Source organism: Mesorhizobium sp. USDA 4775 (assembly GCF_054062655.1).
On record NZ_JBSSFM010000001.1, the window covers coordinates 3,759,014 to 3,771,885 of the forward strand.

15 protein-coding genes, 3 tRNA genes and 1 pseudogene are annotated in these 12,872 nt (G+C 62.7%); 10 read left to right on the top strand and 9 right to left on the bottom strand.

The genetic code is table 11. From position 1 onward, the window contains the following. Both ACVILI_RS18385 and ACVILI_RS18390 read right to left on the bottom strand, forming a co-directional pair. Positions 1–867, bottom strand: a complete 867-nt coding sequence (locus ACVILI_RS18385; protein ID WP_069092051.1) for an ABC transporter permease — start codon at positions 865–867, stop codon at positions 1–3. Between the two features lie 13 nt (positions 868–880). Continuing rightward, a complete protein-coding gene (locus tag ACVILI_RS18390; RefSeq protein ID WP_038646592.1) occupies positions 881–1,966 on the bottom strand; it encodes a polyamine ABC transporter substrate-binding protein in 1,086 nt (361 codons plus the stop codon). A gap of 91 nt (positions 1,967–2,057) precedes the next feature. Here ACVILI_RS18390 and ACVILI_RS18395 point away from each other — a divergent pair, with 91 nt between their 5' ends. Further along, complete coding sequence (locus ACVILI_RS18395; RefSeq protein WP_038646594.1) at positions 2,058–2,672, top strand: TetR/AcrR family transcriptional regulator; 615 nt, start codon at positions 2,058–2,060, stop codon at positions 2,670–2,672. A 40-nt stretch (positions 2,673–2,712) separates the two neighbouring features. Here the strand turns inward: ACVILI_RS18395 and ACVILI_RS18400 are convergent. Further along, positions 2,713–2,788 (bottom strand) — tRNA-Thr (locus ACVILI_RS18400). Positions 2,789–2,944: 156 nt separating this feature from the next. Here ACVILI_RS18400 and ACVILI_RS18405 point away from each other — a divergent pair. The 3 genes from ACVILI_RS18405 (at position 2,945) to ACVILI_RS18415 (ending at position 4,005) form a co-directional block, all read left to right on the top strand. Continuing rightward, positions 2,945–3,112 (top strand): hypothetical protein, encoded by a 168-nt coding sequence (locus ACVILI_RS18405; RefSeq protein WP_019857938.1) that lies wholly within the window; start codon positions 2,945–2,947, stop codon positions 3,110–3,112. Between the two features lie 188 nt (positions 3,113–3,300). After that, on the top strand, positions 3,301–3,513 hold the full coding sequence (locus ACVILI_RS18410; protein ID WP_081296009.1) for a hypothetical protein: 213 nt from the start codon (positions 3,301–3,303) through the stop codon (positions 3,511–3,513). Between the two features lie 186 nt (positions 3,514–3,699). Then, entirely contained in the window at positions 3,700–4,005 is a 306-nt protein-coding gene (locus tag ACVILI_RS18415) for a BA14K family protein (RefSeq protein WP_038652621.1), read from the top strand. Between the two features lie 79 nt (positions 4,006–4,084). Here ACVILI_RS18415 and ACVILI_RS18420 read toward each other — a convergent pair whose 3' ends face one another. Together ACVILI_RS18420 and bhcR are read right to left on the bottom strand one after the other, a co-directional pair. Continuing rightward, entirely contained in the window at positions 4,085–4,501 is a 417-nt protein-coding gene (locus tag ACVILI_RS18420) for a hypothetical protein (RefSeq protein WP_038646628.1), read from the bottom strand. A gap of 135 nt (positions 4,502–4,636) precedes the next feature. Then, the gene (bhcR, locus tag ACVILI_RS18425) at positions 4,637–5,458 is read right to left on the bottom strand and encodes an HTH-type transcriptional regulator BhcR (RefSeq protein ID WP_240564675.1); all 822 of its coding nucleotides are present in this window, start codon (positions 5,456–5,458) and stop codon (positions 4,637–4,639) included. Between the two features lie 213 nt (positions 5,459–5,671). Between bhcR and gcl the strand changes: the two genes are divergently transcribed. The 3 genes and pseudogenes from gcl to ACVILI_RS18440 form a co-directional block, all read left to right on the top strand. Then, on the top strand, positions 5,672–7,453 hold the full coding sequence (gene gcl / locus ACVILI_RS18430) for a glyoxylate carboligase (protein WP_019857944.1): 1,782 nt from the start codon (positions 5,672–5,674) through the stop codon (positions 7,451–7,453). Between the two features lie 10 nt (positions 7,454–7,463). Further along, positions 7,464–8,261, top strand: coding sequence for a 2-oxo-tetronate isomerase (gene otnI, locus ACVILI_RS18435; protein ID WP_019857945.1), 798 nt, complete (start codon positions 7,464–7,466; stop codon positions 8,259–8,261). 90 nt (positions 8,262–8,351) lie between these two features. Continuing rightward, a pseudogene (locus tag ACVILI_RS18440) lies at positions 8,352–9,284 on the top strand (2-hydroxy-3-oxopropionate reductase); the annotation flags it as partial. 116 nt (positions 9,285–9,400) lie between these two features. On the opposite strand, the gene ACVILI_RS18445 reads toward ACVILI_RS18440, so the two are convergent. Further along, positions 9,401–10,249 (bottom strand): TrmH family RNA methyltransferase, encoded by an 849-nt coding sequence (locus ACVILI_RS18445; protein ID WP_019857947.1) that lies wholly within the window; start codon positions 10,247–10,249, stop codon positions 9,401–9,403. 203 nt (positions 10,250–10,452) lie between these two features. Between ACVILI_RS18445 and ACVILI_RS18450 the strand changes: the two genes are divergently transcribed. Next, positions 10,453–10,537 (top strand) — tRNA-Tyr (locus tag ACVILI_RS18450). A gap of 90 nt (positions 10,538–10,627) precedes the next feature. After that, positions 10,628–10,701: transfer RNA gene (locus ACVILI_RS18455), tRNA-Gly, on the top strand. A gap of 76 nt (positions 10,702–10,777) precedes the next feature. Here the strand turns inward: ACVILI_RS18455 and ACVILI_RS18460 are convergent. Continuing rightward, complete coding sequence (locus ACVILI_RS18460) at positions 10,778–11,227, bottom strand: YidB family protein (RefSeq protein WP_038646634.1); 450 nt, start codon at positions 11,225–11,227, stop codon at positions 10,778–10,780. Between the two features lie 130 nt (positions 11,228–11,357). Between ACVILI_RS18460 and ACVILI_RS18465 the strand changes: the two genes are divergently transcribed. After that, the gene (locus tag ACVILI_RS18465; RefSeq protein WP_019857949.1) at positions 11,358–11,615 is read left to right on the top strand and encodes a GlsB/YeaQ/YmgE family stress response membrane protein; all 258 of its coding nucleotides are present in this window, start codon (positions 11,358–11,360) and stop codon (positions 11,613–11,615) included. A gap of 62 nt (positions 11,616–11,677) precedes the next feature. Here ACVILI_RS18465 and ACVILI_RS18470 read toward each other — a convergent pair whose 3' ends face one another. Both ACVILI_RS18470 and ACVILI_RS18475 read right to left on the bottom strand, forming a co-directional pair. Next, complete coding sequence (locus ACVILI_RS18470; protein WP_167470477.1) at positions 11,678–11,815, bottom strand: hypothetical protein; 138 nt, start codon at positions 11,813–11,815, stop codon at positions 11,678–11,680. A gap of 111 nt (positions 11,816–11,926) precedes the next feature. Next, positions 11,927–12,814 (bottom strand): DMT family transporter, encoded by an 888-nt coding sequence (locus ACVILI_RS18475; RefSeq protein ID WP_038646636.1) that lies wholly within the window; start codon positions 12,812–12,814, stop codon positions 11,927–11,929. Between the last annotated feature and the right edge of the window lie 58 nt (positions 12,815–12,872).

Consider the following 12,872-nt stretch of genomic DNA (forward strand, 5'->3'; position numbering starts at 1 on the left):
TCAGGCCCGCTCGATCTTCAGCCAGCGGGCGCAGGCGAGGTAGGCGATGGTTACGACCGCCATCAGGATGATCGACAGCGCCGAGGCCAGCGGAAAATCGCCACGCCGGCCGATCTGCATCATCACCAGCTGCGGCATCAAAAGCTCGTTGTTGCCGCCCAGGATCTGCGGCGTGATGTAGTCGCCGATGCACAGCACGAAGGTGAGGAAGGCGCCGACCATGATGCCCGGCAAGGTCAGCGGCAGGATGACATGCAGGAAGGTGCGCACCGGCCCGGCGCCGAGATCGGCGGCCGCCTTGCGGTAGCTCGGACTGAGCTGCTTGAGGTTGGCGAAGATGGTCAGCGTCAGCAGCATGACGAAGAAGTGCACGAAGCCGGTGACGGTGGCCAGCCGCGTGTTGGCGAGCTGCAGCGGCTCGGTGATCAAGCCCGAACCGGTGAGCGCGCGGTTGATGACGCCGTTCTGCGCCAGCACCAGCAGCCAGGAATAGGAGCGCACGACATAGGACGTCCAGAACGGCAGCACGGCCAGCATCAGCGCCAGCCGTTGCCAGCGTTCCGGCACCTGTTCGGCGAGGATCCAGGCAAAGGGATAGGCGAGCAGCACAGAGAGCAAGGTGACGATCGCCGTCACCTCCAGCGAGTTCACCATCGCCTGCCAGTAGGATGGGTTGGTGAAGAACTGGCTGTAATTGGAAAGCGTGAAGCCGCCGCCTTCATGCGCCGTGAGGCTGGAAAACCCCATGGCGACGAAGGGCAGCACGAAGAACAGCAGCGTCCAGCCGAGGGCAGGCGTAACCAGCGCCCAGGGAAGGGCGCGGCCCGTCCCGGGCAGGGCGCGCCCGCTGTTTCCGGTTGAGCTCACGAACGGTATCAGCTCATTTCGCCTGCAGCATTTCGGTCCACATATCCTGCATCTTCTTGTCGAGATCGCCGTTCGGCGCCGGATAGGCTTGCGCACGGGCGAGGAAGCCTGGCTGCTCATCGAAGCGCAGGACCTTTTTCTGGTCGTCGGTCAGCGCCGCCTTGGTGTTCGCCGGCATGCCCCAATAGCAGGACGAGGTGGCAAGGCGCGCCTGGCCTTCGGGACTCATAATGTACTGGATGAATTTCAGCGCCATGTCCTTGTTCTTGGAATCCTTGAACATGGCCAGCGACTGCGACCACAGCACCGCACCCTCCTTGGGGATGGAGAAATCGAGCGCGGGGTTCTCCTTGGCCAACCCTGCCGTCACCCATTCGCCGCCGCCGACCAGTATGTCGACCTCGCCGGTGGCAAGCGCCGTCTGGCTGGCGGTGACCTCGCCGACCAGCTTGGCGTTGGCCTTCATCTTGAGCAGCTCTTCCTTGAGCGCGGGCAGGTCGGCTTCGGTCAGCTCGGCCGTCTTCTTGCCGATGGCCAGTGCCGCCATTCCGATGACCGGCAGGTAATAGTCATAGATGGCGACCTTGCCCTTGTATTTGTCGCTGGTCAGCGACGCCAGGGACTGCATGTCCGCCGGGTCGACCTTGGTCTTGTTGAAGCCGATCGTGTTGTAGCCGAACTTTTCGGTGATGCCGTAGCGCTTGCCGCCGACCACGGTGGAGCCGTCCATCTTCACCTGCGGGAAGAGGGCGGCGAAGGGCAGCTTGTCCTCGGGCAGCGGCTCGAACAGGCCCTTTTCGACGCCGCGCGGCACGTCGATGCTATCGATTACCATCACGTCCCAGTCGCCGGGCTGCGATTGCTCGACGATGGCGAGACCAGCGCCGGTGCCTTCGAACTCCTTGACGTTGACCTTGACGTTGTTGGCCTCTTCGAAAGGCTTCAGCAGCGCCGGATCGGAATGGTCGCACCAGATCAGCGCGTTGAGATCGGCGGCCTGAGCGAGGCTGCCCACGCCAAGCAGCAGGGCCGTGGCGGCGCAGGCGGCGTGCAGATGCAGCTTCAGGATGGAAAGCGGATTCCCGGATTTGACGGACATCGAGTGTTCTCCCTTGCCTTTGTGGCTTCTTGTAAAAAATTGAACCAATTCTAAAATTGAGTCAATTCTGTTTTTGTGGCAAGAGGCTGCTATGAGCGGATTGCGGGCAAGGCAAAAGGCGGACCGGCACAGGCGCATCATCGAGGCGGCGGCGGCACTTTTCCGCGAGGCCGGCTACGAGGGCGCCAAGATCGAGGCGATCGCCGCGCAGGCGGAAGTGTCGATCGGCACGATCTACAATTACTATGAGAACAAGGGCGACATCCTCGGCGCCATCGTCTCGCTTGAGGTCAACGAGGTGCTCAATGCCGGGCGCGGCGTCGTCGCCAAGCCGCCGGCCAATGTCGGCGATGCGCTGGACACGCTGATCGGCATCTATATCGAGCACTCGCTGCATTATCTCAGCAAGGAGATGTGGCGCCAGGCCATGGCGATCTCGACGCAACTACCCGACAGCCCGTTCGGCCAGGCCTACACCGCGCTCGACCGCTCGCTCACCGAACAGATCCGTGCGCTGATCGCCCGGCTGCAGGAGATCGGCCTGGTGCGCCAGGACATAGACGGGGCAGCGCTCGGCGAACTGATCTTCAACAACATGAACATGATGTTCATCGAATTCGTGAAGCGCGACGAGGCCAGGATCCCGGAACTGCGCGCGGCGATACGAAGGCAGAACCGGATATTGGTGGCGGCGATAGGGGTGTGATTGGTAGCCTCATACTGGCAACCAAACCGTCCGGCGAGACTGGTGCCCCCGGACGGGATCGAACCGCCGACCTTCGGTTTACAAAACCGCTGCTCTACCAGCTGAGCTACAAGGGCACGGCGCTCCGGTAGCATATTTCGTGCGCCAGTAAAGACAAAACTCCGTTTTCGGTTACCCCGGCGGTGGATGACGCCGTGGACGCCCATGCTGAAATTCGCGAGCGCGCTTCCTACATATCAAGAAGATGCAATCGCTTCGGACTGGAGTGTCGCATGATCAGGCTTGTCATCATTCTGCCCCTCGTCGTCATCGCCTGGATGCTGCTGGTGAAGCTCATCGGCGACATCAAGAAGGCCAATGTCGACTGGACCGGCGTGACCACGATCATCGGTTTCATCGCGCTGGCGTTCTGGCTTCGGCATGTCACGGGGATGGGGTGAACGAGGGAGTGAGTAGGGAATAGTCAGTAGGGAGTAGTCAACAGTGGGCCAAGCCCCTGCATACCCACTACTCACTCTTCCCCCACCCGCCAAGATATCTCCCCACCCCTTTCGAACCTTTTCCCACCTCGCGCCGACTGGTCTCCAGAGGCGAATGGTCGTCTCGGTCAAGGATCCAGGAGATCATCATGTTCAAGCGCATGCTCACTTCCGCTCTCGTCGCCGTGTTCGTTGCCACAGGCGCGTTGGCCGCCACGGTTCAGACGTCGTCGGCTCACGGTATGCATCATCACCATCATTACTATGACGACGACTATGGCGACTACTGGTGGTACCACCACCATCATCACCGGCATCATCACCACCATCGTCATCATGGCGGGGTCGTTGTCATCTTCTGATGCCGCGGCCTGTTGCGTTTGGAAGGGCGGCCTCGGCCGCCCTTTTGCATTCTCCGTGGGCCACAGTCAGGAACCGACAGCACCTCCAAAAAAGATCAAAAAAGCTTCGAACCTTTTTCGTTGCCGCAACGACAGATGATCAAGAGGCGGATGGATCGCCTCGGTCAACGAAGCAAGGAGATCATCATGTTCAAGCGCACTCTCGTTTCCGGCCTCATCGCCACCACCGTCGCCGCCACCGCGCTGGTCGGCACCGTTCAGCCTTCGGCGGCTCATTCGCATCACCACGACCTCGGCATCGGCATCGCCGCCGGCGTCGGCGGGTTCGTCCTTGGCAGCCTGCTTGCCCAGCAGCCGCCGCGTACCGTCTATGTCGACGAAGACGGTGGTTCCTGGCACGTCCGCCGCTGCTTCGATCGTTACTCCAGCTACGATCCGGACTCCGACACCTACATCGGCCGCGACGGCTACAGCCACTATTGCCGGCTCTGAGAGGAGACCGCTCAACAACAGAAAAAGGGGCTGGCGCGAGCCCCTTTTCGTTGTTTCACAAATACTTACAGTTGTGTGATCAGGCGGAATCGGAAATCGGCAACCCGGCTGCGCGGCAGGTGCTATCGACGAGGCGCCTCGTTTCCGAAGCGCCGCCCATAGCGACAAGCTCGAAGCTGCTTGCCGAATCCGGGTAGATCCTGGCAATGAAGGCTTGGTCGCCGCCATTGCCGCCGGACGGATCCTTGCCGTCGACGAAGCCGCAGACCACGATCTCCTTGCGGCCGTTCAGTGTCCGCTCCCCGGCAAGCGTCCTTCCGAGCCTGGCCGAAGCTGGATCCGGCAAGTGCTGACGAATACCGGTGATGACGATCTCCTCGAGCGCGAGCGAGAACGGAATCGGATCGACACGCTGGTCGCCGGCATCGGGTCGAGGTGTCGTCGCCACGCATCCGCAAAGCGAAGCGACAAGCAGAAGCTGAACCGTTTTCCTCATCCGCGCCCTTTCGCATGCATTCGAACGCCACGGCAAGAGAGTGCCCATGCCGCCGGCGCTTGCGGTGTCGGCATGGCCATACGGCTCGATTTCTTCGATATTGCGACCAGGAGCGCGCTTCCCGGGGTAGGCTGATCAGCCGACTTGCGCGCCGCCGATCATCCGGGTCACCTCGGCCGCGGCACTGCGCACCATCGGCCCGATCTCGGCCAGCCGCTCCGGCGTCACCCGCACGGTCGGCCCCGATACGGAGACGCCGCCGATCGGCTCGCCGAACTCGTTGAAGATGGCAGCCGCCACACAGCGCATGCCGGGGTGCCGTTCTTCGTCATCGACCGACCAGCCGCGCTGCTTGATGACAGCCAGATCGTGGGCGAGGGCAGGGATCTCGGACAGCGTCCTGTCGGTGAAGCGCTGCAGGCCGGCCTTGCGCAGAATGGTCCCGACGCGCTCCGGCTCGAGATGCGCCAGCACCGCCTTGCCGATGCCGGAGGCGTGAAAGGGGCTGCGCGTGCCCGGGCGGAAGAAGGCGCGGATCGCCTGGTGCGTCTCGATCTGGCTGACGAACACCACGCAATCATCCTCGGCGACGCCGAGATTGGCGGTCTCGCCGGTTCTTTCCATCAGCTCCTGCATGACGATGCGGGCGCGGTCGACCAGCTTGCGTCGGCGCAGGAAGGCCGCGCCCATGCGGTAGGTCTCGACGCCGATCGACCACAGCTGGTCTGATGTGTCAAACTCGACCATGCCGTGGTTTTCCAGCGTCGTCAGCATGCGGTAGGCGGTGGAGGCGGCAAGGCCGCTCTGCGCCGATATCTCGCTCAGCGACATGCCGCTGCCCTCCGCCACAATGGCCAGGATGCGCAAGGCCCGGTCCAGCGATTGCACGGAACTGGCCTCGGCAGGCCCGTTGAAAGCGCGCGGACGGCCGCGCTGGCGTTTTTCAGTGGTTTCCATCGCGCCAGTTTCGCCGATTTCTCCAAACGTGCAATGAAAAAGTTTTTCACTGCGGCGAGGCGGCAAATTCCTGAAAAACCGAAAATCCAATAAAATCAGCAAATAGTCGCCGTTTTCTAGAAATGAAAAAATATTCTGAAAAAATTGAAAAATAGCCGGCTTGCTGACATTCTCGGCCATCCAACAATGACAACCCAAGTGGAGGGCCGGAAAATGGCCAGGATGCGCGCTGTCGATGCGGCGGTTCTCGTTCTCGAAAAGGAAGGCATCTCCTGCGCCTTCGGTGTGCCGGGCGCGGCGATCAATCCGCTCTATTCGGCTTTGAAGGCGAGGGGCACCATCCGCCACGTGCTGGCCCGCCACGTCGAGGGCGCCTCGCACATGGCAGAAGGCTTCACCCGCGCCAAGGCGGGCAATATCGGGCTCTGCATCGGCACTTCGGGTCCGGCCGGCACCGACATGATCACCGGGCTTTACTCGGCATCAGCCGATTCCATCCCCATCCTGTGCATCACCGGCCAGGCGCCGCGTGCGCGGCTCAACAAGGAGGATTTCCAGGCCGTCGACATCGCCGCCATCGCCGCACCGGTCGCCAAATGGGCGGTCACCGTCATGGAGCCCTATCTCGTGCCCATGGCGCTGCAGAAGGCGTTTCATCTCATGCGCTCGTCGCGCCCCGGCCCGGTGCTGATCGACCTGCCGGTCGACGTTCAATTGGCCGAGATCGAGTTCGACATCGATGCATATGAGCCGCTGGCGCCATTCAAGCCGGCTATGACGCGCGCCCAGGCCGAAAAGGCACTGGCGATGCTCAACGCGGCTGACAAGCCATTGATCGTCGCCGGCGGCGGCATCATCAATGCCGATGCATCCGACCTGCTGATCGAATTCGCGGAGATATCAGGCGTTCCGGTCATCCCGACACTGATGGGCTGGGGCGCGATCCCCGACGATCACCGGCTGATGGCCGGCATGTGCGGGCTGCAGACCTCGCATCGCTACGGCAACGCCACGATGCTGGAGGCCGATTTCGTCTTCGGCATCGGCAATCGCTGGGCCAACCGTCACACTGGTTCTGTGGACGTCTACACCAAGGACAAGAAGTTCATCCATGTCGACATCGAGCCCACGCAGATCGGCCGTGTCTTCGCGCCGGACCTCGGCGTCGTCTCCGATGCTGGCGCGGCGCTGAAAATGCTGCTCGACGTCGCCACCGAGTGGAAGACGGCCGGAAAGCTGCGCGACTGGTCGGGCTGGGCCAAGGAATGCCAGGCCCGCAAGAAGACGATGAAGCGCAAGACGCATTTCGACCAGGTGCCGCTGAAGCCGCAGCGCGTCTATGAGGAGATGAACAAGGCGTTCGGCCGCGATGTCACCTATGTCACCACGATCGGCCTGTCGCAGATCGCCGGCGCGCAGTTCCTGCATGTCTACAAGCCGCGCAACTGGATCAATTGCGGCCAGGCCGGCCCGCTCGGCTGGACCTTGCCGGCAGCCCTTGGCGTGCGCGCCGCCGATCCCGACCGCACCATCGTGGCGCTGTCGGGCGACTATGATTTCCAGTTCATGATCGAGGAACTGGCCGTCGGCGCACAGCACAGACTGCCCTACATCCATGTCGTCGTGAACAACGCCTATCTCGGCCTGATCCGCCAGGCGCAGCGCGGATTCTCGATGGATTATGAGGTCAGCCTCGCCTTCGAGAACGTCAACCGATCGGGCGATCCCGAGGCCGGCTATGGCGTCGACCATGTCGCCGTCGCCGAAGCCATGGGCTGCAAGGCGGTCCGGGTGCGCAAGCCCGAGGAGTTTGCCGCCGCCTTCAAAGAGGCGCAGCGGCTGATGAAGGAGCACCGGGTTCCGGTCGTGCTTGAATTCATCCTCGAGCGCGTCACCAACATCTCGATGGGCACCGAGATCGACAAGATCACCGAATTCGAGGACCTTGCCGAAAGCCATGAGGATGCGCCGACCGCGATCGTGATGCTGGATTAGGAGAAAAAGAATGCCGCGTTTTTCAGCCAATCTGTCGATGCTCTTTGGCGAGCATGATTTCCTCGATCGCTTTGACGCCGCCGCCCGCGCGGGCTTCAAGGGCGTCGAATATATCGGCCCTTACGACCATGCGCCGGAGGTGGTGGCCGCCAGGCTGAAGAAGAACGGCCTGGCGCAGGTGCTGTTCAACCTGCCGGCCGGCGACTGGGGCAAGGGCGAGCGCGGCATCGCCGTGTTGCCGGACCGCGTGCCGGAATTCCGCCAGGGCATCGCCAAGGCGATCACCTACGCGCAGGCGCTCGGCTGCCCCCAGGTCAATTGCCTGGCCGGCATTGCACCCGCCGGCGTCGACCGCAAGGTGCTCGAGGATGTTTTCGCCGAAAACCTCGCCTTCGCGGCGGAGAAGCTGGAGCAGGCTGGCATCCGGCTTTTGATCGAGCCGATCAACACCCGCGACATTCCAGGCTTCTTCCTCAACTACTCCGACCAGGCGCTGGCGCTGATCGACCGCGTCGGCTCGAAAAACCTGTTCCTGCAATACGACATCTATCACATGCAGATCATGGAGGGGGATCTCGCCCGTAAAATCGAGGCCAACCTTAGCCGCATCGCGCATATCCAGCTTGCGGACAATCCCGGCCGTCACGAGCCGGGTACGGGCGAGATCAACTATCCTTTCCTCTACGACCACATCGACCGCATCGGCTATTCCGGCTGGATCGGTGCCGAATACAAGCCGAAGGCCGGCACCGAGGCAGGCCTGGGTTGGTTTCGGGACCTGACCAGGCAAGGCAGCGCGGCGGCCTAAGAGCTTCCTTCTCCCCTTCACTATACGGGGAGAAGGTGCCGGCAGGCGGATGAGGGGCAGCGCCGACCTTCGACGAGTTCGAGCAAGACTTTCAGGAGAACCACAATGGAAACCATAGGCTTCATCGGCCTCGGCATCATGGGCGCGCCGATGGCGGGGCATCTGCTGGATGCTGGCTACAAGGTCATCGCCAGCGACCATCGCTCGAAGCCGCCTGCCAATCTCGTCGCCAAGGGCCTGAAAGCAGTCTCCGGCCATGCCGCCGTGGCCAAGGCCGCCGACATCATCATCACCATGGTGCCCGACACCCCGCAGGTGGCCGATGTGCTGTTCGGCGACAATGGCGTCGCGTCCGGCCTGACCAAAGGCAAGCTGGTCATCGACATGAGCTCGATTTCGCCGATCGAGACCAAGGTTTTCGCCGGAAAGATAAACGAGCTGGGCTGCGACTATCTCGACGCGCCGGTTTCCGGCGGCGAGGTCGGCGCCAAGGCGGCGTCGCTGACCATCATGGTCGGCGGCGAGGAAAAGACCTTCGAACGCGCCAAACCCGTCCTCGAGAAGATGGGCAAGAACATCACTCTGGTCGGGCCCAATGGCGTCGGCCAGACCACCAAAGTGGCAAATCAGATCGTCGTCGCGTTGACCATTGAAGCCGTCGCCGAAGCGCTTGTTTTTGCATCGAAAGCCGGCGCCGACCCAGCCAAGGTCAGGCAGGCGCTGATGGGCGGGCTGGCGGCGTCACGCATCCTCGAAGTGCATGGCGAGCGCATGGTCAAGCGCACCTTCGCGCCCGGTTTCCGCATCGAACTGCACCAGAAGGATCTCAACCTGGCACTGGAGGGCGCCAAGGCGCTCGGCGTGGCGCTGCCCAACACCTCGACCACGCAGCAGCTGTTCAACTCGTGTGCGGCCAATGGCGGCGCCAAGGAAGATCACTCGGCGCTGGTCAGGGCACTGGAGCGGATGGCCAATTTTGAGGTCGGTGGCAAATTGACCGACGTGAAGGGCAAAGCAGCATAGGCCGGGAGAGGGCGGCGCAACGTTCCCAAGCCGCCACCTCTTGTCCTGCACAAGAACGGGTTCCCGCGCTGTCGCTGGAACCCGTTTCTTGTTTCTTGGTAGAGCGCTTCCGGCTCTCAGCCGCGCTTCAAGAACGCCCGTGCAGCATAAAGGCTCACCGCCGCGGCATTCGACACGTTGAGTGAACGGATGGCGCCGGGCATGTCGAGCCGCGCCAGCGTCGTCACCGTCTCGCGCGTCTTCTGGCGCAGGCCCTTGCCTTCGGCACCGAGCACCAGCGCGATCCTGTCGCCGGCAAAGCTGGTTTCGAGTTCCGCCGGCCCGTCCGAATCAAGCCCGATGGTCTGGAAGCCGGCTTCGTGCAACTGCCCGAGCGCGTCGGCGAGGTTCTTCACCTCGATCTGGTCGATATGCTCCAGCGCGCCGGAGGCGGATTTCGCCAGCACGCCCGATTCCTGGGGACTGTGGCGGGCCGTGGTGATCAGCGCGCCGGCGCCGAAGGCGACCGCCGAGCGCAGGATGGCGCCGACATTGTGCGGATCGGTGACCTGGTCGAGCACCAGCACCAGCCTTGTGTCGCCGAGTGCGTCGAGGCGCTTGGGCTTCAGCGGCTCCGCCTCGATCAGCACGCCCTGGTGCACGGCGTCCGAACCGGTGATCTTGTCGATGTCCCTGGGTTCGACCAGCTCCGCCTTGAAGGGCAGGGCGGCGAGATCGTCTATCTCAAGGCGCTCGGCCGCGTTGCGGGTCACCAGCATTTTGCGAATCTTGCGGCGCGGATTGTCGAGCGCCGCCCGCACCGTGTGCAGGCCATAAAGTCGCACCAGGCCGTCGGCGGCGTTCTCGCCGGGCGGCACGGGCTGGCGCGGCCGGAATGCCGGCGCGCCGCCGCTCTTCTCGTCGCGGTGCGCGCGGCGCAGCTTGGCGTAATGGGTGTCTTTGGGGGTATTGGTCTTGTTGCTCATGGCCGGCTTCTATAGCCGTCTCGCGTGGCCAAGGATACGGCCCGTCGCCGCAGCCGGCGAACAACATCGAAAAACCCTTCCCAGTGCGGTTGACACCCACTGGCCTTGCCGCCATAAGGCGCTTCGCTGATTTCGGAGAAGATATCCAACTCGGGCTCCGGGATCGGCAAGAATGCCTCGTTGCATGGCTCCGGCGGCAGGCTGGAGAGGTGCCCGAGTGGTTAAAGGGGACGGACTGTAAATCCGTTGGCTTAGCCTACGTTGGTTCGAATCCAACCCTCTCCACCACTGCCGGCCCGGAAGCCCTGAAACGAGAAAAGCATCGGGCCGAAAAGTGCATGGCGCTTTTCGGGTGAATCCGATACTTCAGTGCAAGGCGCGGGTATAGCTCAGTGGTAGAGCAGCAGCCTTCCAAGCTGAATATGCGGGTTCGATTCCCGCTACCCGCTCCAGATTTCCATCCCACAATCGTTAAGCCTGGACACTGCGCGACAACGCGCGCAGCGCTTCAGGGCATCGGTGTGCGCGTCAACTGTTGAACGCTGAAGCCACCTGATGCTGCTGCGGCACCTGGCCGTTCGGCGTCAGCTTGTCGACGATGCCGGGCAGGGCGGTGGACAGCTGCTTGAGCAATTCCTGTTCGTCCAGGCCGGTGCGTTGCGCGATCTCGCGGATGACCTGCGGCCCGAGTGCTGCGCCGAGATCGTTGGCGTTGATCGACTGGTTCTGCCCGGTGCCGACCCAGGAATCGGCGACATTGCCGTGGCCGGCATCCTTGAGCCTGTCGAGCAGGCCGCCCAGTCCGCCGAGCAGGCCGCCGTCACTAGCTGCGGGGTCGGCAGGCACGGGCGTTTGAGGCTGATCCGGCTGTTCGGCACTTCTGCCGCTCAGCATTTTTCCGACCAGCAACGCGCCGAGCGCGATCATCAGCGGTTTGGTGATGTTGCCGCCGGGAACGGCGTTGTCAAAAAGTCCCATAGTGGATCCTCCATCTCGACCAAGCCCGGCCCACCTTCAACAATGGCGCATCCGGGCGGAATTTCAAGCTGGCTTGAGGTTTTGACAATCATATGAAAATGTCGCGATGGCGGGGGATGGAGAGGAAAAAATGGGTATCATCAGCTGGATCATTCTCGGCGCCATCGCCGGCTTCCTGGGCAGCAAGATCGTCAACAAGACCGGCCAGGGTCTGATCATGGATGTCGTGCTCGGCATCGTCGGCGCCATTGTCGGCGGCGTGATCTGCAGCCAACTCTTCGGCGTGGGTGTCACCGGCCTCAACATTCCCAGCCTGATCGTCGCGGTGGTGGGCGCGGTAGTTGTGCTGTGGGCCTACCACCAATTCAGCGGAAGGCGGACGCTTTAAGCGCCGGCCGCATCGTCTGAAATTTCGAATTTCTGCTGGGGCGAGACCGGCTTCGGGCTTGCCTATGGCATCAGCACTGCATCGGCGGCAGCGAAGAAAATCAGCGTTCCGGTGATGAACACCGCCCAACCGATCAGCGACTTGCGAATGGCGGCCTTGTGCTCGGCGTCGGAGTTCTTGTTCTGGTCAAAATCGGTCATGGGGAGCTCCCTTGGCTGATTGATCATGGCGTCGTGGATAGACGATACATCGCCGAATAGACGATCGACCTGGCCTCCGCAACATTGAACACAAGCGCTCGGCTGCCGATGCTAGGCGACGACGGTCAGCCGGCGCTTGCGCTGGTCCAGCGACACGATGGTCAGCCCGCTGGCCACCACCAGCAGGATGCCGCAGACCGCCAGAGTATTGGGGAACTGGCCGAACACCAGCAGGCCCGAAATGACGGCCCAGACGGTAAAACAGTAATAGAACGGCGCCACCGCGCTGGTCGGCCCGACGCGATAGGCCATGAAGATGAAGAAGTGGCCGAAGATCAGGAAAAGACCGGCGCCGGCCAGCAGCAGCAAATGGCGTGCTTCGGGCATCACCCAGCGCTCGGATGCCAGATGCGCCGCGCCCGCGCCGATCAGCACCACCACCACGGCGGAAATCGCCACGATCATCCCCGGCACCTCTGCAGAAACACGCCTGCCGGCAAGGTCGCGCGCGGCTGACAGCGCGGCGTTGCCGAGCGCCAGCAGGGCGTACACGGAGATGCCTTGCATCGTCGGTTGCGCCACCATCAGCGCGCCGATGAAGCCGAGCCCGATCAGCGCCATGCGCTGGCCGCCGATGCGCTCGCCAAACAGGATCGAGGAACCGACCAGCATCAGCAGCGGCGTGATTTGTCCCAGCGCCGTGGAATCCGCAATCTGCATATTGGCGAGCGCCACGACATAGCAAAGGATCGCCGCCAGCTCGAGCAGGTTCCTGCGCAGCACATGGCCGTCGAAGATCAACGGGATCTGTTTGCCGTAGCCCAGCAGGAACAACAGCGGGAAGCCCCAGAGCGCTGCCGCCACACCACGCAGGAACAGCACCTCGTAGGACGGCAGCCTCGCGGTCGCGAGTTTCATCATCGTATCGTTGACCAGGTACGACCCGGTCGAGATGATCATGAACAGCGGGCCGCGGATCGAGGCAGGGATGAAATGCATGGGGTCAGGAGATCAGACCTCGGTGGCCGCCGCAATGGGCCATCAACCGACCGTGGCC